Genomic DNA, 25,234 nt, shown 5'->3' on the forward strand with positions numbered 1-25,234 from the left:
GCGGCACCCTGCCTTGGTATAGCCAGTGTGCTGGCGAAACGCCAAGCACACCAGCTTGCCATGGCAATTTTTACGGCTTGTGACCCCGGCGCACGCGGTCTGCACCCGCGTCGGTGTCAGCCCACCAGCCGGCCACGCAACTCGCGCAACGCGGCGGAAATCATCGCCAGATCAGGCGCGGCTTCGCGCAGCTCTGCCAGCATACGCAGCCATTGTTGCAGGCTGTTGCCGGATTGCAGCTGCCACTGTTCCAGCCGCTGCACCACGTCTCCTGTGGTTGCCAACCAGACCCGGCCGGTGAGGGCTGCATGCATGTCGAGCAAATCATCCCGCGCGGCAAGGCGGGCCAGCGATTGCCAGCGGTTGTCGCGTGGCAGGCGCTCGATGGCGCTGGTCAGCCAGTCAAAACCGATCAGCTCGCCCAAGCCGAGGTAGAGCGCCATGCGCTCGCCCACGCTGGCCCGTTCGGCGGCATCACGTGCCAGATCGAACAGTGCGCCGGTCTGCTCACGCGCAGCAACTTCGCCAGCCAGCGCCTCGCCTACGCCGGCATCCAGCCATGCCACCAATGCAGAACCTGGCGTGTGAACGCAGAGCTGCCGCCCCGCCAGCGCGGCGAACTCGGCGGCCACCACGCGGGCAAAGTCGCCGTCTTCGACGATATCGGGCTGGCGCAAAGCCCAGCGCGTGGCGCGCTCGGTGTGGCGGCGCAGCGCCAGCAGCAATGAAAAGCGGGTTTCGGCAGCAATGCCGGCAGCGGCTTCGATGCGTAGTGCAATGGTTTCGCTGTCGAGCAAGCGGGTGGCCGCCATCCAGGCCTGCACCACGGTGGCTGGCGTTTGCTCGGTTTCCTCCGCCAGCCGGAACACAAAGCTGATGCCCTGGCGGTTGACCACATGATTGGTCAGCACGGTGGCAATGATCTCGCGCCGCAGCGGGTGATCGGCCAGCCGGCTGCCAAAACGCTCGGCCAGCAGCGCGGGGAAGTAATCGACCAGCAGGCTGTCCCAGCGCGCATCGTCAGGCAGCGGCGAGGCCAGCAAGTCCTGATACAGCACGATCTTGGCGTAGGCCAGCAGCACGGCCAGCTCCGGCCGTGTCAGCGCCTGGTGGTTTTGCACGCGCTCCAGTAGCTGGCTGTCGCCGGGCAAGTATTCCAGCCGGCGCGACAGCTTGCCTTCGCTCTCCATGCGCTGCATGAAGCGCTGGTGCACCGGCAGCAGTGACATGGCTTGCGAGGCCTCCAGCGCCAGTGCCAGCGTTTGCAGTTCGTTGTCGCGCAGCACCAGCCGGCCAACGTCGTCGGTCATGTCGGCCAGTACCTGATTGCGCTGCTTGAGCGTGAGATCGCCCGCTGCGACGATACGGCCCAGCAGGATCTTGATGTTCACCTCATGGTCGGAGCAATCAACCCCAGCCGAGTTGTCGATGGCATCGGTGAGGATGCGCCCGCCAGCGAGGGCGTACTCAATACGACCAAGCTGGGTAAAGCCCAGATTGCCGCCCTCTGCCACCACCTTGCAGCGCAGGTCGCGGCCGTCGATGCGCAGCGCGTCATTGCTGCGGTCGTTGGCCTCGGCATGGCTTTGCGTACTGGCTTTCACATAGGTGCCGATGCCGCCGTTGTACAGCAGGTCGACCGGGGCCTTCAGCAGTGCCTGCAGCAGGGCGCTCGGTTCCAGCTCATTGTCCTGCACGCCCAGCAGTGCCTGCACTTGGGGCGACAACGGAATGGTCTTGGCGCTACGCGGCCAGACGCCGCCGCCTTCAGAAATCAGCGTACCGTCATAGTCGGCCCAAGACGAGCGCGGCAATGCAAACAAGCGTTCACGCTCGGCAAAGCTGCGTGCCGGGTCAGGGGTGGGGTCGATGAATATGTGGCGGTGGTCAAAAGCGGCAACCAGCTTGACCGCTTGCGAGCGCAGCAGCCCGTTGCCGAATACATCGCCCGACATGTCGCCGATGCCGACAATGGTGATCGGGTCGGCGGCAACATCGATGCCCAATTCGCTGAAATGGCGCTGCACCGATACCCATGCGCCGCGCGCGGTAATGCCCATCTTCTTGTGGTCGTAACCCACCGAGCCACCCGAGGCAAAGGCATCGTCCAGCCAGAAGCCGTAATCATGCGCGATGCCGTTGGCGATGTCGGAGAAGGTGGCCGTACCCTTGTCGGCCGCGACCACCAGATAGGGATCATCCTCATCCAGCCGGTGCACCTGCGGTGGTGGCACGATGCGACCATCCTGCAGGTTGTCCGTCAGGTCCAGCATGCCGCGGATCAGTGTCTTGTAGCATTCCACACCCTTGGCGAGGAAGGCTTCGCGTTCGGCCGGCGGGTTCTTGACGATGAAACCGCCCTTGGAGCCCACTGGCACGATGACGCTGTTCTTGACCATTTGCGCCTTGACCAGCCCCAGCACCTCGGTGCGGAAGTCCTCGCGCCGGTCCGACCAGCGCAGCCCGCCGCGTGCCACCTTGCCACCGCGCAGGTGGGTGCCCTCCATATCGGTGCTGAAGACGAAAATCTCGAACAAGGGCGCCGGCTGTGGAATGCCCGGGATGCGGGCCGAGGCCAGCTTGAACGACAGATAGCTCTTGGGCTGGCCCTCGCCATCGGTCTGGAAGTGATTGGTGCGCACCGTAGCACTGATGGCAGCCCGGAAACCATTGAGGATTTTTTCGTCATCCACACTGGTTTGCGCCACCGCCAGCGCGTGCAGCGACTGGTCGAGTGCTTCGGCGGCCTCGGCCTGGGGTGCTGCCGGGTTCAGGCGCAGGTTGAACAATTCGGTGAGCGTGGCGGCATAGCCTGGGTAGCGCAGCAGCGTTTCGGCCAGCGTTTCCACCGCATATTTCTGGCCAATCTGCTTGAGAAAGCGTGCATAGGCGCGCAGCACCAGCACATCGCGCCAGGCGAGGCCGGCCACCAGCACCAGCCGGTTGAAGCCGTCATTGTCAGCCTGGCCGGCAAAGACCGCACCGAAAGCATCAATCAGCCGTTGCCTTGCTGCCGGTGATTCAAGCTGCGTGCCGGACGGCAATTGCAGGCCGATATCGATGATCCAGGCTTGCTTGCCGTCGTCGAAGTGCAGCGCATAGGGGCGTTCGTCCAGCACGCGCACGCCCAGGTTTTCCAGCAACGGCAGGCAATCGGACAGGGCGATCTCGCCACTGCGATACAGCTTGAGCCGCCAGCGCAATGTATCGGTGGCATTGCCTGGCGACAGTGTGGCAAGCAGGGTATTGCCGGCCAGTGCAGCATCGAGTGCATCGATGTCATGCACGGCCACGCGAGCCGGAAAGTCGGCGCAATAGGCAGCCGGGAAGGCCCGTTGGTATTGCTGGAAGCGATCTGCCCCCAGCTCCTCGCCACAGTGCTGCAGCAACTGGCGCTTGAGTTCGTCCTGCCAGCGCTGCGCCAGCTCGGCCATCAGCACTTCAATGTCGCGTGCGTCATAGCTGGGCCTGTGACCGTGCGGCAGGCGCACGATGAAGTGGATGCGTGCCAGTGGCGAATCGGACAGCAGCACATTGAATTCGGCACCGTCGCCACCCAGCTTCCGGGTCAGCAGTTCTTGTGCCTTGATGCGCACCTCGGTGGTGTAGTTGTCACGCGGGACAAACAGCATCACCGAAACATAGCGGCGGTAAATGTCTTCGCGGAAGAACACGCGCACGCGGCTGCGTTCATGTAGTCCGACGATGCCGTTGGCGATGCGCGCCAGCTCGGCCACATCGATTTCCACCAGCTCTTCGCGCGGGTAGGTATCCAGCACGTGCATCAGCGCCTTGCCACGGTGGCCGCTGAGGCTGGCCTGCGACATCTGCAGCACCTGCTCGATCTTGCGGCGCAATATCGGCACTTGCCGGGGTGGGGCGCTGTAGGCGCTGGCGGTGTAGAGGCCAAGAATGCGCAGCTCGGCAACCACCTTGCCGCTGTCGTCTATCGCCTTGAGGCTGATCATGTCCAGATAGACCGGCCGGTGTATGGTCGAGCGGGTATCCGCCTTGGTAAGCACCAGCAGGTGATCGGCGGCGTAGGCCAGCTTGCGCAGGTCCTCCGGCAGATTGGCATAAAGCCGCGACGGGCCGCCCTCGCCACGGTCACGCAGCAGGCCAAGGCCCGAGCCCGGCACCAGGTCGAGACTGCTGCCATCGCTGCTGAAGCGATAATCACGACAGCCCAGGAATACGAAATGGCCATCAAGCAGCCAGTCGAGGAAGGAAACGGTTTCATCCACCTCGTCGGCGGGGATGGGTGGCAGGCCGCTGCGCAGCGCGGTCAACGCCTGATTGACGCGCTCATTCATGGCGGGCCAGTCGGCCACCACACTATGCAGATCGCTTAGCGCGCGGGAAATCTCGTCGTGTATGGCCTTGAGCGTTGCCGCACTGGTGGCGCGATCGATCTCGAAATGCATCCAGGATTCGGCTGCACCGTGTTCATCCAGTTGCTGCAGCTGCCCGTCGGCATCACGCACGGCCTGCAGCACCGGATGCACCACCAGGTGGATGTTGTGCCCGAGCCGGCCCAGCGCCATGGCCACGGTATCGACCAGAAAGGGCATGTCGGCCAGCACCAGCTCGACTACGGTATGGCTGGTCTGCCAGCCGTGTTCGGGCAGGGTGGGGTTGTAGACCCTCAGCAGGAAGTCGCCCTTTGCGCGCCGGCCGGCAAACCGCCAGTGTGCAAGCGCTGCGCCCGCCCAGTCAGCTGTTTCTCGCTCCGCGTAATCTTCTTCGGGCAAGTTGGCGTAGTATTGACTGAAGAGCTGTTTGCCGTTGTCCGGCAGGGTGGATTCATACGCTTGCAGCGCTGCAAGCACGGGGTTGTTGGCAACCATTGAAACGTCCTTTTCCGACACCGGCCTGCATTGAATCTATACCCGCAGTCAGACTGCCGCCACTTGCTGGAAACCTGCATGAATCATGGATTGCGGATGCGGGTGCCCCGCACTGGATCGGGCTGCCTGACAAGTGGCCCGCGTCACCCCTGTGGTGGACGAACCACAGGTAGGATAAGAGTGACAAAAGGTATTTAATTGCGCATATCATTATGTTCTAATATGCAAACCTGACCCGACATGCGAGATAACGCCATGCAACCCGTACGCCACACCGTGAAGGCTGGGCCGCCCTCGGCAACGTTGCTCGCTTGCCGCGATCTGGCGCTCAAGCTGCTGACCGAATCGCTGGACGGTTTCTTTACCCAACTGGAAGAAAACTACTTCAAGCTGGCCGAAAGCGCGCTGGATCGTGATCTGCGCGATTCCTATTTCCAGGCCCGGGTCGAGGCAAAGTCAAAGAAAGAAGAGATCATTCGCGCCTTCCGCGAGCAGTTCATGGATGCGTTCAACCAGCGCATGAAGAGTGGCGTCGAGGGAGAAGCCGGCCGTGCCTACTTCAAGCTGGAGCTTGATGCCGACAAGATGTCGCTGGTGGCCAACGATGACTACGAGCAGAACCTCACCGTAACCAACGTGGCCACGGCCTTCAAGCAAAAGGGCGGCGACACGCTGTCCCAGCTTGAACAACGGCTGGCCTCGCTGATGCCTAGCAGCGGTGGTGACGACAGCGAAGGTAATCCGCTGAGTCCGATGGCGATCTGCGAAGCTTTCCTGGGGGCTTTTCAGCAGCTGGAAAGCGGCGTCGGTGCGCGCCTGGTGGCGTTGCGCACGCTGGAAACCGAGTTGTCCGAGCAGGTGGCCTCGGTTTACAAGCATATCAACCAGTACCTGATTCAGCAGAACATCCAGCCCACCATGCGGCGCACGCCGCAGCGGCGTGCCCCGTCCCCGGCTGCCCGGCCGGGTGAGCAGGCCATGCCGCCACAGCAAACCGACGGCGCAGCCGGCAGCTTTGGTCAGGGCGGCTATCCGCAGGGTGCGGGGGCTGGCTACGATCCGGCATATGGCGTGCCGGGAGGCGGTGCGCAGGGCGGTGCGGGCGGCAGGCAATTGCTGTCGGTGGATCACAGCGCACTGGCGGGTTTTCTCGACCAGCTCACGCATGATTTTGTCGAGCCACAGCGGCTGGTACGCCCGGTCTGGTTCAACGTGCTGGACAAGCTGCAGCAAGACCCGCCCACGCCCAAGCACAGCGAAGGTGATATTGGCACCGGCGGTCCGGAAAACCTGCTGACCTTGCTGCGCGCATCGCGCTGGGCTGGGGATCTGAACCGCGTCGATACCATGACGCTCGAACTGGTGGCGATGCTGTTCGACCGCCTGTTCGAAGACCCGCGCCTGGCCAACGCAGCCAAGGGCCTGCTGGCCCGGCTGCAGATCCCGGTGCTCAAGGCCGCATTGCTGGATGGTGGCTTCTTCGGCAACAAGAGCCACCCGGCGCGCTTGCTGATCGACTTGCTGGCCGAAGCCTGCCTGGCCTGGGAGGCCGAGCCGGCCAGCGACGACCCGGCACTGGTCAAGTACAACGACACCGTCGCATGGATTGCCACCCATTACGCCGACGATATCGGCATCTTCCAGACCGCACTGGAAGACCTGGAACGCTTCAACGCCAGCGAAGGCGAGCGCGCCGAGGAGAAAATCACCTCCGAAGCACAGGCGCTGCTTGAAAACGAAATCAAGGAGCTGGCCTCGGCCACGGCCAGCGCGCTGATTCAGGCCCGCATGGCCGGCCAGAGCCTGATGTCGGCGTTCAGCAGCCCGCTGGTGAATGATTTCCTGCTGCAAACCTGGCACGGCGCACTGGTTGCCGCCTATGGCCCGGAGGGCGAAGCCGAAGCCTTGTTTGCCACGCGTGTGGCCGCCATGGACATGCTGTTGTGGAGCATACAGCCCAAGCGCGGTGCGGAAGAGCGCCTGCGCCTCGTCAACGAACTGCCTGCCATGCTCAAGACGCTGGAGGAAGGCGTACAGGCCGCCGGTGCCAACAAGGAAAAGGCACAAGCCTTCTTTGCCGAGCTGGTGCAGCTGCATGCCGGCGCCATCCGCAGCGGCATGAAGGTGCAGCCGCAAGATACCGCCCCGGTGTTCCAGCCAGTACCGGCCACATCGGTACAGCCAGCCCCGGCCATCCGCGATGCCATTGCGGCCGCCGAGCACAGCGAAGACCTGTCCATTCCGGTGGTGATGGAACCAGCCGAGCCCATCATCGTACCCAGCGATGGCCTGCCCACGCGTGGCGAGTGGCTGGAGTGGCGCGAGGACAACGGTGAATTCCGCCGCTATCGCCTGTCATGGATCAGCCCGCAGAAAACACGCTACCTGCTGACCAACCGGGGTGGCGAGAATGGTCTGGGCTTTACGCAGATCGAGCTGATTGAACATCTCAACTCGGGCCAGCTGCGCCGCCTGAGCGGCACCGCGACACTGACCGAAATGGCACTTGGCCAGGTGCGCGCACAGCTGAACGGTTGATTGGCACCCGCCATCTACAGTAGAAAACCCGCATGCCGCATGCTTGAGTAACGGCGCATGCGTTCCGGCTGTTAGAATTGCCGGATGATCAGACTCAAATCCCTCACACTGCGGCGTGGTCTCAAGGTCTTGCTGGACCGCGCCGATCTCACGCTTCATCCCGGACAGAAAATCGGTGTCGTTGGTGCCAACGGCGCCGGCAAATCATCATTCTTTGCCCTGCTGCGCGGCGAATTGCACGCCGACGCTGGCGATCTTGAACTCCCCCCCCGCCTGGTCATCGGCCATGTGGCGCAGGAAACACCGGCACTCCCGGTCTCTGCGCTTGATTACGTGCTCGATGGCGATGCCGAGCTACGCGCGCTGGAAGCAGAGCTGGCAGCAGTGGCTGGCGACGGCATCCAGCATGGCGAATTATTGGGCAAGCTGGAGGCCATCGACGGCTATAGCGCACCGGCGCGTGCCGGCAAGCTGCTGGCCGGGCTGGGTTTCTCCAGCGAGGAAATGAGCCGGCCAGTGTCGACGTTCTCGGGTGGCTGGCGCATGCGCCTCAACCTTGCTCAAGCGCTGATGTGCCGCTCGGACATCCTGCTGCTCGACGAACCGACCAACCACTTGGACCTCGAAACGGTGGTCTGGCTGGAAGGCTGGCTGCGCAGCTATCAGGGGATGTTGCTCATCATTTCGCACGATCGGGACTTTCTGGATGCCACCATCAACGGCATCCTGCATGTCGATGCCGGCAAGCTGGATTTGTACACCGGCAACTATGCGTCGTTCGAGGCGCAGCGTGCCGAAAAGCTCTCGCAGCAGCAGCAGGCCTACGACAAGCAGCAGCGCGAGATTGCGCATCTGGAATCCTTCATCACCCGCTTCAAGGCCAAGGCCAGCAAGGCCAAGCAGGCGCAAAGCCGGGTGAAGGCGCTGGAACGGATGGAAACCATCTCGGCCGCGCACGTCGATTCGCCGTTTACCTTCACGTTCCGCGAACCGGAATCCAGCCCCAGCCCCCTGATCAGGCTGGAACTGGCAACCTCGGGCTATAGCGCCGACAAGCCACTGCTGAATGACTTGAACCTGAGCCTGGAAAAGCAGGCCCGCATCGGCCTGCTGGGTGTCAACGGGGCAGGTAAATCCACGCTGATCAAGACGCTATGCGGTGATCTGGCCTTGCTGTCTGGCCAGCGCATAGAGGGCAAGGGGCTAAAGATCGGCTATTTTGCCCAGCACCAGCTTGAACATTTGCGGCTGGATGAATCCCCGCTGTGGCATTTGCAGAAGCTGGACCCGCTCACGCGCGAGCAGGATCATCGCAATTATCTCGGCGGTTTCGATTTCCATGGCGATATGGCGACCGGGCCGGTACGGCCGTTCTCCGGCGGTGAAAAGGCGCGCCTGGCGCTGGCCTTGCTGATCTGGCAAAAGCCCAACCTGCTGCTGCTCGACGAACCAACCAACCACCTGGATATTGAAATGCGCCAGGCGCTCACGCGCGCGCTGACCGATTTCGACGGCGCCATCATCCTGGTTTCGCACGACAGGCATTTGCTGCGTGCCACCGTCGATGACTTCTGGCTGATCGAAGCCGGGCGCGTGCGTCCCTTCGATGGTGATCTGGACGACTACAGCCGTTACAGCCAGGAACGCCGTGCCGAGGCCAATACGGCGCTGCGTGCCTCGGATGGCAGCGCGGACCGCAAGGCCCAGAAGCGCGAAGAGGCCGAAGCCCGCCAGCGCCTTGCCAGTGCACGCAAGCCGATAGAGCAAAAGCTGGCCAAGGTCGAAAAGGCGCTGACGCCCAAGCAGACCGAACACGGCGAGCTGACCGGCAAGCTGCAGGATGCAGCCTTGTATGACGCCGAACGCAAGTCCGAGCTGCAGCAGGTACTGCAGCGCGAGGCCGAACTCAAGGCCCAGATCGAAACGCTGGAGCTGGAGTGGCTGGAGCTGTCCGAACAACTGGAGCAGTTGCAGGCATGATGCGCTCGACGCCGGTGTTGGTCATCCTGTGGCTGAGCGTCATCGGCATCCTGTTCTTTGGCGCCCGGCTCGTGTTGGAGCGGCAAGCCACGCCTCCCAGCAGCTTCAGCAGTGAAAATGGTCAGCGCACCTTGCTGCTGCAGCGTGCCAACGACGGTCATTTCCGTGTCAAGGGCAAGATCAATGGTCAGGAGGTCGTGTTCCTGATGGATACCGGCGCCACCACTGTGACGCTGGATACAAAGCTGGCCTCGACCCTCGGCCTGCCGGTGGGCCAGAAAGTGACTTCACAAACTGCCAACGGCACAGTGGAGGGCTTTGAAACGCGCATCCCGCTACTGCAGTTTGGCGGTTATACGCTGCAGAGTGTGCCGGCCATGGTGGTGCCGGAACTGGGCGACGAAATGCTGATGGGCATGAACGTCATTTCCCGCTTTGATGTGAGCCTGAGCCGCGACGAGATGAAGCTGACCGCCCGCAAGCCCTGACCCAAGCTCAGATCAGGCGCTGACCAGTCGCAAGCGGGTAATCTCGGACGGGGCGCCAAAGCGCTTGGGCGGCCCCCAGTAGCCGGTGCCGCGGCTGATGTAGATCCACAGCCGGTCCAGCCGATGCAGCCCGGCGGTGTAGGGCTGCTGCAGGCGGACAAAGTGATTCCACGGCCAGAACTGCCCGCCGTGCGTGTGGCCCGAGAGCTGCATGTCAAAACCTGCTGCAGCAGTGGCCGGCGCGCTGCGCGGCTGGTGGGCCAGCACGATGCGCGGGTAGGCATGTGCCGGTGCGTTGGCCAGTGCTGCTTGCGGGTCGCTGCGCTGTGCCGGGTCGAATTGATGCGCGGTGTAATCGGTAATGCCGGCCAGCAGCAGGCTGGCATCGCCCCGCTGCAGCACCACATGCTCGTTCAGCAGCACCTGGACACCCAGGCTGCGCAGTTCGTCTATCCATTGCGGTGCACCGGAATAGTATTCGTGGTTGCCGGTGGCAAAGAACACACCGTGCCGCGCCCGCAAGCCGGCCAGCGGGCGGGTGTGCTCGCGCAGGGCCGCCACGCTGCCATCGACCAGATCGCCGGTGATGGCAATCGCATCGGCATCCAGCCGGTTGACGCGCTCGACAATCGCTTGCAGATAGCCGGCCTTGATGGTTGGCCCCACATGGATGTCGCTGAGCTGCGCAATGGTGAACCCCTCCAGCGCGGCTGGCAGGCCGGCAATCGGCACGTCGACATCCACAACCTGTGCACTGCGGCGCGCGTTCACAAAGCCGACCAGCGTCATCAAGATGGCCAGACCAAGCACGCCCCATGCGGACCAGCCTGCCCACTGCTGACCGGCAGGTGCGAACAGCCAGCCGGCCAACAGCAGTGGTTCACGCAGCAACGTCAGCACCAGCAGCGACGAGAACAAGCCCATCAGCAGCATGCCCACCCACGCCAGCCGGTCTGCCAGCGGTTGCCGGTGCGAGCGCGACATCAGCAAACCCAGCGGCACCAATACAGCGGAAAGCAAGAACAGCAATGCACCCAGCAGGGTAGCAACGGTACTCAGACCCAGTGCCGGCAACAGCCGCCAGGCGATATAGCCATGCAGCAACACCGACAAACCACCTGCCACCAAGAAAAATCGCCGCATTGCTTTCTCCATATCCTGCAGCTGCAGATATGGGCACTTCTCCGCCGCACAAGCGGGGCAGGTGATGTGTACAAATTCACACCAATTCGTTAACACAAAGAAACAAATGTGAAATTTACATGAATGGAATGGCAAGCAATTGGCAAGCATCCTACAAAGAGGTATTCCAACGGGGTCGGCAGCAGCATGCGGCCGGCACAAACGCGGTTCTCACCTTCTGGAGGAGTGGTCATGAGTCAGGAAGAAATCGGGATGAGCTTGAGCGATCTGCCCAAAGCAGGCCTGCATGGTGTGGTGCTGGAGCTGATCGACCTGATCGCCCGCAACGGCTGGGAGGCGCGCTTTCACGAGGCGGTGGCGCAGTCCCGGCACTGGAATATCCCGGAAATGGCCGACATCCAGTCGCTGGCCGATTTTGTGCGCTGGATCAACGGCCTGCTGTACTGGGTACCGTCAGAAAACCATCAGGGCCGCGAGGTGTACAACCACCTGTGCAAATTCTATTTCGTGTTCGATCAGCCGGCCGTGCTGCCGCTGCAGAACAAGGTAGTGCCACACGATCAGGCACCACCGTTGACCGAGCTGTCGGCATGGCTGGTGCGCTATGCCAAGGCCATGGGCGAGTTCCTCGATACGCCGGAATCGCTGACGGCCGAATCGCTGCAATCGTTCTTTGATTCGCCCAGCTACAACATGAACGATTACGTCGTGCCGCATGGCGGCTGGAAGACCTTCAACCAGTTCTTTGCCCGCAACTTCAAGCCCGGCTACCGCCCTGTAGCGGCCGTTGCCGATCAGAGCGTGATCGTCTCGCCGGCCGACTCAACCTTTGCCGGCCAGTGGGAAATCCGCAGTGATTCGGGCGTGACGGTGAAGAACCTGCACTGGCAGATCAGCGAGCTACTGGAAGGCAGCCCATACAAGGATCGTTTCAACAACGGCTTGTTCATGCATGCCTTCCTTGGCCCCAATGACTATCACCGCCAGCATGCGCCGGTAGGCGGCACGGTGCTGGAAGCACGCGTGATCCCTGGTCAGGTCTATCTGGAAGTGCAGGCCGAGCCGATTGCCGGCGATGCCAATGGCAGCCACCGGCTGCGCCCGGTGCGGGCCTTTGATGCGCCGGACAACGCCGGTTACCAGTTTGCGCAGGCGCGCGGGCTGATCGTGCTCGATACCGCCATCGGCCTGGTGGCCGTGCTGCCGATCGGCATGTGCCAGGTGTCGTCGGTGATCATCACCGCCGAGGAAGGCGTGACGGTGCGCAAGGGCGAGGAGTTGTCCTACTTCCAGTTTGGCGGGTCGGACATCATTCTGCTGTTCGAGGCCAGGAGCAATGTGAGCTTCACTGCCCAGCCGGGCGTGCATTACAAGACGGGCACACGCATCGCGCAGGCATTTCCGGAGCGTTGATCCGCCGCTGTCCATGCAAAACGGGAGCAATTGCTCCCGTTTTGTCATTCCAGCACGTGCTTGATTGACTGCAGGACCGTGGATCAGCGTTTCCCGGATCACATCGTTTCATCGTTCGGGGCGGCCTTGGGGCGCACATCATTGACCAGCTGCCGAGCATTTTCGGCAGATCGACGCCCGGCCGGTTGCGATGGGCGCGGCAGGCGTTCCAGGGTCGCCGTCAAAACCGGAATGTACTCCGGGTGTAGATGGCACGGTATTGCTGCAGCCGCTTGGTCAGTACATCGCGCTTTGCTGGATCGGGCAGGTATTCGGCGCTGATGGCCGGTTTGATGCACACTTCGGCCGTGCGGCCGCCTGCCGCCAGCCAGGCCAGCCGCGCGGCACCGAGCGCACCCCCGGCTTCGCCACCGTGATGGGTAACGATGCGCAGATCGAGTACGTCCGCAATCAGCTGTGCCCAAATGGCGCTGCGAGCACCGCCGCCAGTCAGTGAAAGCGTGTCGACGTCGGTGCCGGCGCTGCGTAGCGCATCCAGCCCGTCCTGCAGTGCGAATGCCACGCCCTCGAGCACCGCGTAGCCCAGCATGGCACGGTTGGTATCGTGCGTGAGACCGTGCAGCACACCTTGGGCATACGGGTCGTTATGCGGTGTGCGCTCACCGGATAAGTAGGGCAGGAAGAGCGGGGCGCGCTCGCGCGCTTCAGCAGGCAAGGCAGCCACCTCGTCCAGCAGCGTGGCTTCGTCGGTGCCCAGCAGGGAACATAACCAGCGCAAGCTGCTGGCGGCGGACAGGATCACGCTCATCTGGTGCCAGCGGCCGGGCAGGGCATGACAGAACGCATGCACCGCCGAGGCAGGATTGGGGCGATAGCGATCATTCACCACAAACAGCACGCCAGAGGTGCCGAGTGAGATGAACCCATCACCCGGCTCGGTCGCGCCCATGCCCACTGCGCTAGCAGCATTGTCGCCACCACCGCCGGCGACCACCACGCCCTCCGCCATCCCCCATTGCGCAGCCAGTTCGGGCTTGAGCACGCCCGATACCGCCGAACCCTCAACCAATGCCGGCATGTGCGCCCGTGTCAGTCCGGTGGCGGCCAATAGTTCCTCCGACCAGTCGCGCCTGGCCACATCCAGCCACAGTGTGCCGGCCGCGTCGGATGGATCGCTGACCTTGTTGCCGGTCAGCAACCAGCGCAGATAATCCTTGGGCAGCAGCACGGTGCGTATCTGCGCAAAGAGGTCAGGCTCGTGTCGTGCCAGCCAGAGCAGCTTGGGTGCGGTAAACCCCGGCATGGCCAGATTGCCTGCGATCTGGTGCAGGGCTGGTGCACGCTCGGTCAGTACGCGGCATTCGTCGGCGCTGCGCATGTCGTTCCACAAGATGGCCGGGCGCAGCACCTGGTCATGTTTGTCCAGCACCACCGCGCCATGCATCTGCCCGGACAGACCAATGGCTCGCACAGTGCCAAGCTGTTGCGCAAAACCGGCCTGTAGCTGGCCAATGGCCGCGCAGGTGGCCTGCCACCAGTCCGCCGGATTTTGCTCGGACCAGCGGGGCTGCGGCCGGCTGATGGTGAGTGGTGCACCCGCGCTGCCGACCACTTGGTGATGGTCATCCAGCAACAGCACTTTGACTTCCGACGTGCCCAGATCAATGCCCAGATACATGCAACGCTCCCACAGAACAGCTACGCACCGGGCAAGCCCGGTGCCCATACATATATGCGGGAGCCTAGCCTAGCCTGCGGCCCGTCCCAATACCGGAAAGCGCTTAGAACGCTGCCTTCAAACCGACTTTGACGCTGCGCCCCGCCTCTGGCGCGATATCGCGCAGTACCGAGCTGGCCTGCCTGATTTCCGCATTGCCCAGATTGTCGCCACGCAGATAGGCCAGCCACTGCACCTGCTGCAGGCGGAACTGGTACGACACGTTCAGCCCGACCGTGGTGTAGGCATCGCTGGGCAGGTCGTTTGCGGGGACACGATCCTGCGCCCAGGCATGAGTGACGTCCAGCCCGCCCAGCCAGTTGCCATCGCCATAGCTGGCGCCCAGCGTCATGCGTAATGGCGCAATGCGTGGCAGCGGTTCACCGGTATCGCGGTTGTTGGCACGGATGTAGTCACCGCGCAGGCTCAGGTCGAAAAAGCGGCTGCCAGCATCGTAGATGCGCGTACCGCCGGAAAACTCCACGCCATAAAACTCGGCCGCCACGCTGCTGTAGCGTGCCTCGGGCAGGGCATCCGGCTCGTCGCGGTCGACCACGTCGCCAGCATCATTGCGATAGCGGCCGGTATTGAGCTCGGCCAGATAGTTGCGGAAGCGGTTGTAGAACACACCCACACTGGCTTGATCATGCCGTTCGCCATAACGCAGTGCCAGATCGAAGGACAGCACCTGCTCCTTTTGCGCATCGGCATTGCCAACCAGATATTGCCCGGTAGCCGCATGTGGCCCGTTGGCATACAGCTCGTAGAATGTCGGCGCGCGTTCGGTGTAGCCACCATTTGCAACGATCTTCAATGCTGGCGTCAGGGCGTACTGCGCGCCCAGCGATGCGCTGCCAGCAGCAAAGCTGCGCGCGCTGCTGCCGGCAAAGCGGCTGTCGGTAGCCGGGGCAGGGCTGGTTTCGGTGTGTTCCAGCCGCCCACCCAGTTGCAACAGCCAGTTATTGGATGCTTGCCAACTCTCCAACGCGAACAGGGCTGCCGTGCGTGTTTGCGTTTCAGGCACCAGCGCCTCGTCGCCCAAGGCGGCAAAACGGGTATTGGCAAACTGCGCGCCGATGACGCCCTGCAGCGGACCCAGCGGCGCATGGCGGGCCTCGATGCGCCCTTCATAGCCCCGATTCTTGAATTGCGTGCCCACCGTGCCATCGTCAATTTCCATATGCTGGTAATCGGTGTAGCCGAGGTTGAATTTGACCGACTGTATCGGCCCGGCCAGATCGCGTACCTCGCCCGCGAGCTTGAGCTGATCCTGATGCATGCGCAGCCGCACCGACGGCTCGGCCACCGAGCCGTAGTTGGCGTCGTATATCCCGTATGACAGCCCCAGGTAGCCGTTATCCCAGAACAGGCTGCCGCCCACGCCGGCGCCATCGGCCCGGCCATCACTATTGGGCAGCTGATCCTGTGGCTGATCCACGCCATCAACGGCACGCAGCCGGGCAGAGCGCGCATAGCCGGGTATGCGCAGCAAGCCACTGTCCTGGTGGAAGGCATCAACGTGCAGGGCGAAGCGCTCGGTGCCGGCGGCAAAGTCAGCGGCGACCTCGCGGGCACGGTTGGCACTGGCGTAGTCCAGCTCGACGCGCCCTTGCGGTGTGGTGATCGGCTCGCTCGGGATGCGGTTATCCAGCGTATTGACCACACCGCCCACTGCGTTACCGCCATAAAGCAGCGCCGCCGGGCCGCGCACGACCTCGATGCGTTCAGCGCTCAGCGGGCTTTGCGGCAGCGCATGGTCGTACGACAGCGCGGAAGCATCGACGATGCCGACACCGTTTTGCAGGATGCGGATACGGTCACCATCCATGCCACGAATGATGGGGCGCGCCACCCAAGGGCCATAGCCGGTGGTACTGACACCCGGCTCGCCATCCAGCGTGGCACCCAAGGTACTGCCGCGCTTCAAGCTCAAGGTGCGGCCCTCAAGCACGGTGGCCGGTGCCAAAGGCTGGTCCAGACCCAGCGGATTGGCCGTGACCAGCACCGGGGCGAGTGTTTCTGCATCGTCGGCAGCATGGGCCGGCAGGGCCGCCAACGCTGCCAGCACAGGTAACAGAACGCGGCGCCGTACGCGGGACACCGGGTGGGATGGCGAATACTCAATAGGGTGAGACGGAGACATGACGACCTCTAGCAGGAGAATTTAATGCAACAATGTTGCGTTATGCTAAGGCTTGTCATGCAATTTATGCAACACTATATCATTGCAATTTTGTTCGCAGGCATAGCAAAAACCGGGAGGCTATGCCGCGACAGGCCTTGATTCGACGCCGTTTGGCTGCTGCGTTAAGCTAGCGGTTCATACGCAGAAAACAGCTTGCTCCATGACCCACACTCACCCACAACCCGCGTCAACCGACATCGAGGCGCGCCTTGCGCACGCTGAAAACCGTTGTCGCGAGCACGGCAGCCGGCTGACGCCCATCCGCCGCCAGGTGCTGGGCTTGCTGCTCAAGCACGGCCATGGCGTAAAGGCCTATCAACTGGTGGACGAGATGAAGTCGTTGCACGCCAGCACTACCCCGCCCACGGTCTATCGCGCGCTGGAGTTCCTGCAGGCCGAGGGGCTGGTGCACCGACTGGATATGTCCAATGCCTTTGTGGCGTGCAGCGCACAAGACGATGCCCATGGTCATGTGCATCACGGGCTATTGCTGGCCTGCCCGCGTTGCAACGCCGTTGCCGAAGTGCCTGATGAGCAAATGAGCCACGCACTGGCTGCGTGGGTCCATCAGGCGGGCTACCGACTGGAGGGGGAAAGCATTGAAATCAAGGCGCTATGCCCGGCGTGCCAGAAAATAGCCAGCGCAACAGCATAGGTCAGAGACAGCGACCAACGCCCGGACAACAGGTCCGGAACCTGCGTCGCTGCAGAGCAGGTGAGCACACGTCTGCAGCAGTCCCCCACGATAACTGCGCTTGCAGGCTCCAGGTACGCTGCTGCTTTCTCTTCAGGGTTTTGACGCGGCGGGACGGCTCCTCCGCTTTTTTACCGGTTTCTCAGGCACAGGCAGGGCTTGCACGCGCTTTAGTTCACGTTCGTACAGCAGTCGGCTCTCGCGCAGGAAACCGGCCAGCAGCGCCAATTGCTCGGCGGTGTAGGGCTCCAGCAAGCGCGTGCCTTCGCTCGCAAACGGCGAATACAGGCCCCAGGTTTTTGCGCGCGCTGCTGGTGTAATACAAACCAGTACCTTGCGCCGATCTGCCGGGTCTGCCGATCGTGACAGATGGCCCAGTTGTTCCAGTCGGTCAAGCATCGCCGTAACGCTGCCCGTGGTCAGACCGAGTGCGGGCCCCAATATCCCCGGCGTGGCAAATTCAGTCTGCATCAATAGTTCAAGACAGCGCAGGTCTGTGCGGTTGATGCCGAGGACGGATGCAGCCAGCGCATCAAACGCATCAACCGATGCTTGCATGCGCTGCATTTCATTGGCTACGTCCGAGCGTAGTGTATCGAGCTTTTCTCTTGACATTCAAGATTCTCAGGATCAATATTATTTTGACAATCAAGATAAATGATCATCAAGAGGAATCCTAGCATGCAAGTGATCGTGATAGGAGGTGGTACCGGTGGGATGTGCCTTGCACATGGTCTGAAACAGGCTGGGGTTTCCGTTGCCGTCTATGAGCGGTACGCCAACCGGGCGGACGGATTGCATGGCTATCGAGTCGGGATTGACCCAACGGGTAATCGAGCCCTCAAGCAATGCTTGCCAGCTGCTTTGTTTGATTTGTTTCTGGCGACATGTGCCACGGCGCCAAAGTATTTCAACGTGTTGACTGAGCAAATGAAAACGACCGCCTCGTTCCCGTTGCGGGGAGATCACGATGCCATCAATTCCGAGCGTTCCGTGTCTCGTTCGACACTGCGGCAGCTTCTCTTCACCGGCATGGAAGATGTAGTGCATTTTGGAAAAGTGTTCACGCACTATGTGAAGCACGCGGACGGCAGCATTACGGCCTACTTTGCGGACGGCAGCAGTGCACGTGGTGATGTGCTGGTCGCCGCCGATGGCACGCATTCTGCAGTGCGGCAACAATATCTCCCTCACGCCAAAATCTGCGAAACCGGCATCACCGCAATCGCGACGAAAACACCGCTCACTGCACAAACCCGCGCTTTGCTGGCGCCCCATCTGACTCAGGGCTTATCCCTGATTTTTGCCAGGGGAGGGCTGACCGGTATGCTGCATGTGATGACCTTTCCCTGGAATGCGCCCGCCCAACACAGAAGCGCGCATTGTGCTGCTCAACTTGAGCGCTGGACAAAGTCGCAATGCACCACCGAGCCGGACTACATCAACCTGTCGATCTGGAGTTCGCATTCGCGTTTTCCAGAGCACACCTGCAACGCCCGTGGCCAAGCCTTGCTTGATATCGTCAAGCCGCTCACCCGGCAATGGAGCCCCGAACTCCGGCAAATTCTGGCGCTGGCTGATCCAGGCTCGGCCTTTCCGCTACGGATTGTGACATCCTCGCCTATACCCCCATGGCCTCCCGGCCCGGTGACGTTATTGGGCGATGCGATACATACGATGACACCGGGCCAAGGTGTGGGTGCCAATACGGCCCTGCGTGATGCAGCGTTGCTGAGCCAGGAGCTTGTTGCGGTGGCACAGCGCAGAAAACCGCTGCTGGCGGCCATCGGCGACTATGAAGCCCAGATGCGGCCTTACGGCTTTGCAAGAGTGGCCGATTCGCTAAACAATAATGGCACACGCGCTGACGATCCGTATTACCACCCTGTTCTGGGCAGGATGACCTTGCATGCAACACGTGCGTACTTCAAGTTAACCCATGTGGTCCCTTGCCTGCGTAGCCGGTTCATCAACAGTCTTTACCGCTACCGGGGCGCGAGCTGATGTGAACCGGCAGTCTCAAGGTGCCAATACCAGTACCTTGACCTGCTCGATTCCGCAAAGGAATGCTCGTTGTTGCCTCGAGGCCTGACCCCGGCTAAGGATTGGACTCGATCAGCTCACGCACATGAGGCCACCAGCGGTCATTGCCTGCTTCGTCATAGACCAGCAAATGCGCATCGCTTTTAAACACGCCGGTATTGATCAACCGGGCATCATGATTTGATTGCACATATTGCCGGTGCAAGCTTTGGGCGAAATCCATGCTCCAGTAATGGTCATTTTCGCCATAAAACCATAGTGAAGGCCGTCGTGCATACCGGCCGAGATGACGAAACGCCAGCAGCAAGGGTTGCTGCCAACCCGGCTCGTGCTCGGCGCGCAAACCCCCGCTGAAATTCACCAAAGCCCGTACGCCGTGGTGAGGCTTCATGCCATAGGCCAGTGTCGCCAGGCCACCGTAGGACACGCCGGCGACAAAGATCCGGTCGGCTTGTATACACGGATGGCGAACCAGTCCGCGTATGGCGGCATCAATATCCCTGGCACAGAACAGGGCGCCTGACAGCGGATTGCGCCAATGGGCCAGATGCACGCCGCCTGAATCGGCAAATCCCTTGCGATTGGGCGCGGCCACGGCAAAGCCCGCGGCGGTGAGCACACGCACGAATGCCAGTGGTTGGCAGCGTGATTGCTGGGCCGCCGGGCCATAGTGTTTACCGTGATTGAACACCCATAGCGGGAAGGGGCCGCGCCCATGTGGCAAATAGAGCGTCGTCACCAGCGGGGAGGGGGGAATGTCGCGAGATGGGATTCGCAGCACTTCTTCGCGCCACGCTTGGCTTGCCATGCCACCACGAAGGGCAGACAGTGCGCCCTGACTGCCTGCCAAGCGATACGTCATGGCGCCAGCAGCAGCACGACGTTCTGGCTGGGTTCTATGCGCATGCCCGGGACGTTGTTGTTGTTCTGCAGAGTCATGCTGGTTAGCCGGGTGGCCGGCTTGCCCTTGAGCAACACGGTAAAGGCACCGGTGACATAGCGCGATTGGGCCATGAAACGTTGCGAAATGATGCCACCCAGCGCGCCTTGCGTATCACCGGTCGTGATGAAGGTGGTTGTGCCCATATTGTGCGCAGGCATGCCTTTCACCAGCACGTGATAGGAGCCGGGCCGGGACATCCTGGCGTCGGCCTGATTCAGGTAGGGGATGGGCAGCATTTGCGGCGGCGTCTTGCAAATATCCGGAAAAGCCAGGCTTTTGCCTTTTTGCTGGGTGTTCATGAACATGATGCGTTCCCTGGTGTATCAACCAATATGCACTTGTTTGGCTTTGGCCTTGATCAGGTTCTTTGCCGTGACCGCCGTGTATTTGCTGCGGATGCGTACACGTGCCGTTCCTTCGTAATCGATCTGCCCGGCGCGCACCTGATCAATCTGTTCAACGCGGCGCAGGCTGACCTTGGTCAGCCAAACCAACCGGTCGGCAATGGTTTCGCATGCTTGTGCAATCAAACGCAAGCTGCCTATTGCGCCTTGCAGCAGTACGCCTGTGTAGCGGAGCTTTTCCACAGTCACGTCACCTTCGTCGGCGCGTAGTGCAAATGCACTGCCCTCAAGCGACAGTTTTTGCATCGCTTGTACCTGCAGCGAACCCGTGCAGCTTATCGTTGCATCACTGCCCAGTTGCAGCTGGATTGGCAAGCTGCCTGCCCGTTCAAGCACTGCCAGCAGATATGTGCCAGCGCCGCCGGCCGTGGCCAGCAATACCTGGTCGCCCGTTTCGGGCAACAACAGGCAGCTGGCTGCCTGGCGGCAAGTCAGGCCACGCCCCGCTTGCTCGACCAGGAAAGTACCGTCCCCCAGATTGGCAATCACCGTTGCGGGGCTGCTCAGCGGTGTGGTTTGCGTCAATGTCGCCATGAAGTGCTCCTGTTGATCATGAAGTTCCGCCGGGTAGTGCGGCTGCCTCGGCCTGCCACAAGGCATCGTCGCGCTCCACCACGCCGCTGCGCGTGCTCCAGCGGGCATCCAGTGTCAGGCTGCGGTGCATACGCGTGTTATCGAACTGCGCGTCACGAAAATCGGCGCTGCTGCAATCGGCGTAGGACAGCTCGGCGTGCTGCATGCGGGCGTGGTTGAAGCGTGCGCCATTGGCTCGGGTGCGTATCAGCACCGCCATTTCCAGCCCGGCGCCCGAGAAATCGGTGTTGGTCAGCAGTGCGCCTTCCCAGACGCTGCCGGCAAATGCACCGTTCCGGCAATCCGCCTGACTCAGGTCGGCGCCGGGAAACAAGGCATGCTGGGCGTCAACACCACTCAGCCTGGCGCCGACCAGGCTGGCGCGTTCGAATACCGCCTGTGTCAGCACGGCGCCGCTCAGATCGGCCTGATCCAGCCTTGCCTGTGCAAACTGGCAACCCGCCAGGTGCTGGCCTGCCAGGCGCTGACCAGCCAGATCAGATCCGCTGAACACCACTTGCTGGAACGATGCCTCGCTGAAGTCGACCTGGCGCAAATCGAGCTCGAACAGTGTCGATGCTTCCACGTGGGCGTTGCTTAGATCACACCCGTCCAGATCGCATTCGTTGATTGTCACCTCTTGCAGCAAGGCCCCCTGCAGTGCAACCTTGCGCAAAATGCTTTGCAGCATATCTACTTGCAATAACGCTGCTTCGTCAAAGCGCGTTTCTACCAGATCGCAATGAATCCATGCTGTTTCTGCCAGTGTTGCTGTGCGGAAATCGCATTGCGTCAGGCTGCATTGCTGCCATTGCACGTCATCGATATTTGCCCCGGCAAAGCTGCACTGCGCAAGTGTGCAATCGTTGAATATGCAGCCACAGAGATCGGCCTCGGACAGGTCAACCTCGGTCAGGGCGCAGCGCAGGAAAACGGCACCGGCCAGCGTGAGTCCGGCCAGATTCAGCCCTTTTAATGTACGGGCTTCGATCGGTTCGCCGTTTTCAATCGCAGTGAGCAATTCGGTAGCATTCATCATGCGCCCTCCACGCTGGCGCGCGGGTATAGATTCGCTCGTTCTGCACCGACCCGATCGAGCACGGTCGACGCATCAAGTTGCACCAGCGCCAGATCGGCTTCAAACAGATGCGCACCGGTCAGGTCTGCACTGCGCAGGTCGGCGCCGCGCAATATGGCTTGCATCAAGTTGGCCCCAGCAAGGCGGGCGCCGATCAGGCTGGCGTCGATCAGCAGGCAACCGGGGGCTTGCACCCCCTGCAGATTGGCACCATGCAGCAGCGCGCCAGAAAGATCGCAGTCGCTCAGCGTGGCCCCAACCAGGCAAGCACGCTCCAGCAGGGTATCCCGCCAGTTGCAAGCCTGTAGTTCGGCGGCGCTGAAATCGGCATCGGACAGATTGCAGTCGAGCGCCGCGTAGCAGTCAGTGAGGATGGTAGCGACACAGGAAATGCCGATCGCATCGGTCTCGGCCAGACTGCAACCATCAAGCACCGCACCGTCAAAACCGGTTTTGTCCAGGCGGCAGTTCAGCCAGTTGCATCCGGCCAGTACCGCGTCTTCAAATTGCACGTCTATCAGCGTGCAAGACTGGAAATCCACGTCCTCCATGCTGGCGTCATCGAACCGGCAACGCTTGAACTCGCTTTGCTGCAGGTTCAATGTTGCAATGCAGACTTCCCGGAAATCACAGTCGTTGAATTCCGCCTCCTGCCAGTCGGCAGTCGCAATCATTGCGCCGGCAAAGCATGCTTGTTGTACCTGCACATGTGAAAGGTTGGCCGACACCAGGCGGGCGGAAGCCAGCGAACTATTGCTGAGTCTCGCGCGGGCAAGCACCGCCTCGCTCAGGTCTGCACCGTCCAGCTTGCAGCCTTCGAGATTGGCACTTTCCAGCAACGCACCGACCATGCGGGCACCGGTCAGATCCAGTCCGGACAGGTCAGCGCCGGTCAAATCCAGTCCGGACAAGTCACGATTCAGTGCATATTGCTGCAGTACTTGCTCGCGCACTTGCGCTGAAGCGGTCGGTGACAATGCCGGTGCAGCAGCGCAGAACGCGACCGAGTGCAGATAAAGCTGGCGCAGCTGCCGGGCAGTATCGTTGGCAGGCGGCAACACGGCGCCAAATCCGGTGGGCGCGGGAAATGGCGCAGGTGGAGGCATGTCGGTTAGTTGGGCCGCCCGGCTGGCATATTCAAAGGCAGGCGCCTGCCCCGGGTTTTCAAGCTGCGCCAAGAGTACCTGCGCGGTAGGGTCGCTTGCACGCTGACGCAGTTCTTCGTGCAACATTTGCTGTTCCACCGCCATTCTGGCGGAAATTTCCGTCTCTTTCTGCCGCAAGGCCGCATCGAATTGCGGTAGATCGGCGAGGCGTTGCAGTCGGGGCATGTCTTGAGCGACATCGGGCATGGACGGAGGCAGCCCGGCAGCCTTCATTTGCTCGTTGCGGCTGTGCTGCTCGCGCTGCAGACGGGCATCCATTCTTTGCTCCAGCGCGCCGGCTGGCCTGGTTCCCAGCGGTTCGGTATCGAATGATTGCCCGATAAGCGCCTCGCTGATGAGCGCTGCCTCATCGAATACATACAAATCGCCATCATCAGGATCGATTCGTTGGGCAAGGACTGCCTCGTAGTGCTCAAGCGGGCGGGGGGCTGCAAGCGCTTCAAATGCCGGCATCAGGTGCGCCACCTTGCTGGCATCGTCATCATCGATGGCCATGCTGCCGTGATAGATCAGAATGGCGCATTCCTCGTGCGGCACAAACCAGGTCGTGGTCAACCGCAGCGGCAGCTCGGCAAAAACCAGCGCGCCATCCTCGCCATCCGCGGGGGCATCATCCCGCAGCGTCACAAAACAGCGCGCGTGCGCCTGCGGTAATTGTCCGGCAAACACCGGAAATTCGGGATGCATGTTCACAAAGCGATAGCTCAGCCCAGCGGGCAAGCTATCCTGGCCGCGCCATTGCTGATCCGGCGGGGCAAGATTGAAGTAGTGCCAGTCGAACGAGGGCGGGAACCCCGGCGCATGTTCCTGCAACCATCGTTCGTCATACTGGCCCATCAGCGCCATGTGCGAGGGGGCACTGATGTCCACGCGGCCAAAGCCTGCCGGAGGGAGGCTTTGCTGAGGCGAGGTCAGCAACTGGTGCGCATGCTCGATATTGGGCGCGCGCTGTACCTGCTGACCGTCAATCCATTCGGGGGCATGGCCGATGCCGGCGAGGTTTTCCGCATGGCCTGCGCCACCGTAAGCATGATTGCGATCCAGCGGCATCACGTCAAACGGCTGCGGCGTGGTGGTCGAGCCAGCCAGCCAATAGCGGTCGCCGAAGACGGTCAGCCGCTTTTGCTTGTCGCCCACACAAGCCTCGACGGCGCAGCAGGTTTTTCCCGCCTGGTGCAATGTGGTCGCGATGCCTGAAACCAGGTATTCCGCCGACGGCTTGGGCATGGTCAGGTCGATCAGGCCGTCATCGCCCAATGTGTCTTCCACCAGCTCCCACAATTCCTGCTCGGGCAGCAACACCGGGCGCTCGCCGCCGAGCGCTACCAGTGCCATGACTGCGACGCACAGATGTGGTTGCTGTTGCTGCCGGTAGGCACGATGCAATACGCCGAGGCGCAAAGGTTTGATGATTTCCATGCGCCTTACTCAGCAGGATGGTCGAGACGAACAAGGTCGACCACCACGGCGCCGTCAGGCCGGGCGTCGACACGCAGCGGTACCTTTAGCCCCGGCTGTACGCGAGGCATGGCCGTAAATGGAATGACCTGTTCAAAGCTGGCCTGGCGCGATTTTTTGTCTTGTTGATAACTCACTACAAGGCGCGCCACGGGCAAGTTGTTGATCTCGTTGCCGGTTTGCTCGATAGCGACTACTGCGCCCTGCACACGGCTGCCCTGCTGCTGCAGTCGTTGGTAGGTATCCGCCATATCGTTGGCAGACGCCATGGATTGCCAGACAACGACAACGACAAAAACAACGAGGCCACCAAAAAACAGGGTCAGCAAGCCGCCCCAGAATTGTGCATTGGTCAAAGCCGACCTCCAGCAAAGTATTTCTGAAAACATGCCACGGCATAGCCATTCATCTGGTCATGGCAATAGCGAATGTCTGGTTTGTTTTTCAAGGGGCTGCGCCGCCACCTGCACCGCCACCTGCGCCGCCACCTGCGCCGCCACCTGCGCCGCCACCTGCGCCGCCACCTGCGCCGCCACCTGCGCCGCCACCTGCGCCGCCACCTGC

General features: G+C 61.8%; 17 protein-coding genes. 6 read left to right on the plus strand and 11 right to left on the minus strand.

The annotated features are described in order from the left end of the window. Positions 1-116: 116 nt before the first annotated feature. Positions 117-4,847, minus strand: a complete 4,731-nt coding sequence (locus B9A19_RS08590) for an NAD-glutamate dehydrogenase (protein WP_084090371.1) — start codon at positions 4,845-4,847, stop codon at positions 117-119. Positions 4,848-5,102: 255 nt separating this feature from the next. Between B9A19_RS08590 and B9A19_RS08595 the strand changes: the two genes are divergently transcribed. The 3 genes from B9A19_RS08595 (at position 5,103) to B9A19_RS08605 (ending at position 9,853) form a co-directional block, all read left to right on the plus strand. After that, entirely contained in the window at positions 5,103-7,385 is a 2,283-nt protein-coding gene (locus B9A19_RS08595) for a DUF1631 family protein (RefSeq protein WP_176216854.1), read from the plus strand. Positions 7,386-7,469: 84 nt separating this feature from the next. Next, complete coding sequence (locus B9A19_RS08600) at positions 7,470-9,365, plus strand: ATP-binding cassette domain-containing protein (protein WP_084090373.1); 1,896 nt, start codon at positions 7,470-7,472, stop codon at positions 9,363-9,365. Beyond that, complete coding sequence (locus tag B9A19_RS08605; RefSeq protein WP_084090374.1) at positions 9,362-9,853, plus strand: retropepsin-like aspartic protease family protein; 492 nt, start codon at positions 9,362-9,364, stop codon at positions 9,851-9,853. Before B9A19_RS08600 ends, B9A19_RS08605 begins: the two co-directional genes overlap by 4 nt. Positions 9,854-9,865: 12 nt before the next feature. Here the strand turns inward: B9A19_RS08605 and B9A19_RS08610 are convergent, their stop codons facing one another. Further along, on the minus strand, positions 9,866-10,996 hold the full coding sequence (locus B9A19_RS08610; protein ID WP_084090375.1) for a metallophosphoesterase: 1,131 nt from the start codon (positions 10,994-10,996) through the stop codon (positions 9,866-9,868). Between the two features lie 231 nt (positions 10,997-11,227). Here B9A19_RS08610 and B9A19_RS08615 point away from each other — a divergent pair, with 231 nt between their 5' ends. Continuing rightward, positions 11,228-12,409 (plus strand): phosphatidylserine decarboxylase, encoded by a 1,182-nt coding sequence (locus tag B9A19_RS08615; protein ID WP_217807016.1) that lies wholly within the window; start codon positions 11,228-11,230, stop codon positions 12,407-12,409. A 220-nt stretch (positions 12,410-12,629) separates the two neighbouring features. Here B9A19_RS08615 and xylB read toward each other — a convergent pair whose 3' ends face one another. Both xylB and B9A19_RS08625 read right to left on the minus strand, forming a co-directional pair. Continuing rightward, complete coding sequence (gene xylB, locus B9A19_RS08620; RefSeq protein WP_084090377.1) at positions 12,630-14,087, minus strand: xylulokinase; 1,458 nt, start codon at positions 14,085-14,087, stop codon at positions 12,630-12,632. A 103-nt stretch (positions 14,088-14,190) separates the two neighbouring features. Next, positions 14,191-16,182, minus strand: a complete 1,992-nt coding sequence (locus B9A19_RS08625; protein ID WP_245804309.1) for a TonB-dependent receptor — start codon at positions 16,180-16,182, stop codon at positions 14,191-14,193. 289 nt (positions 16,183-16,471) lie between these two features. Here B9A19_RS08625 and B9A19_RS08630 point away from each other — a divergent pair, with 289 nt between their 5' ends. Beyond that, positions 16,472-16,966 carry a Fur family transcriptional regulator gene (locus tag B9A19_RS08630; protein WP_084090379.1) on the plus strand — a complete coding sequence of 165 codons (495 nt, stop codon included), beginning with the start codon at positions 16,472-16,474 and terminating at the stop codon, positions 16,964-16,966. Positions 16,967-17,098: 132 nt separating this feature from the next. Here the strand turns inward: B9A19_RS08630 and B9A19_RS08635 are convergent, their stop codons facing one another. Further along, on the minus strand, positions 17,099-17,620 hold the full coding sequence (locus B9A19_RS08635; RefSeq protein WP_084090380.1) for a MarR family winged helix-turn-helix transcriptional regulator: 522 nt from the start codon (positions 17,618-17,620) through the stop codon (positions 17,099-17,101). Positions 17,621-17,686: 66 nt separating this feature from the next. On the opposite strand from B9A19_RS08635, the gene B9A19_RS08640 reads away from it, so the two are divergent. Further along, positions 17,687-19,009: an FAD-dependent oxidoreductase gene (locus tag B9A19_RS08640; RefSeq protein WP_084090400.1), complete on the plus strand. Its 1,323-nt coding sequence runs from the start codon at positions 17,687-17,689 to the stop codon at positions 19,007-19,009. Between the two features lie 94 nt (positions 19,010-19,103). On the opposite strand, the gene B9A19_RS08645 is transcribed toward B9A19_RS08640, so the two are convergent. From B9A19_RS08645 to B9A19_RS08670, 6 genes are read right to left on the minus strand one after another with little or no spacing between them, the layout of a single operon-like run. Then, a complete protein-coding gene (locus tag B9A19_RS08645; protein ID WP_139798741.1) occupies positions 19,104-19,910 on the minus strand; it encodes a dienelactone hydrolase family protein in 807 nt (268 codons plus the stop codon). Continuing rightward, entirely contained in the window at positions 19,907-20,296 is a 390-nt protein-coding gene (locus B9A19_RS08650; RefSeq protein ID WP_084090382.1) for a DUF4150 domain-containing protein, read from the minus strand. The genes B9A19_RS08645 and B9A19_RS08650 overlap by 4 nt, the downstream gene beginning before the upstream one ends. Positions 20,297-20,314: 18 nt before the next feature. After that, the gene (locus B9A19_RS08655; RefSeq protein ID WP_084090383.1) at positions 20,315-20,929 is read right to left on the minus strand and encodes a DUF3540 domain-containing protein; all 615 of its coding nucleotides are present in this window, start codon (positions 20,927-20,929) and stop codon (positions 20,315-20,317) included. A gap of 16 nt (positions 20,930-20,945) precedes the next feature. Further along, positions 20,946-22,007, minus strand: coding sequence for a pentapeptide repeat-containing protein (locus tag B9A19_RS08660; protein WP_217807017.1), 1,062 nt, complete (start codon positions 22,005-22,007; stop codon positions 20,946-20,948). Continuing rightward, complete coding sequence (locus tag B9A19_RS08665; protein ID WP_084090385.1) at positions 22,004-24,631, minus strand: DUF2169 family type VI secretion system accessory protein; 2,628 nt, start codon at positions 24,629-24,631, stop codon at positions 22,004-22,006. Before B9A19_RS08665 ends, B9A19_RS08660 begins: the two co-directional genes overlap by 4 nt. 5 nt (positions 24,632-24,636) lie before the next feature. Beyond that, a complete protein-coding gene (locus tag B9A19_RS08670; RefSeq protein ID WP_139798742.1) occupies positions 24,637-25,026 on the minus strand; it encodes a DUF3592 domain-containing protein in 390 nt (129 codons plus the stop codon). Positions 25,027-25,234 lie beyond the last annotated feature (208 nt).

The sequence above is a fragment of the Andreprevotia lacus DSM 23236 genome, from assembly GCF_900176275.1.
GTDB lineage: Bacteria > Pseudomonadota > Gammaproteobacteria > Burkholderiales > Chitinibacteraceae > Andreprevotia > Andreprevotia lacus.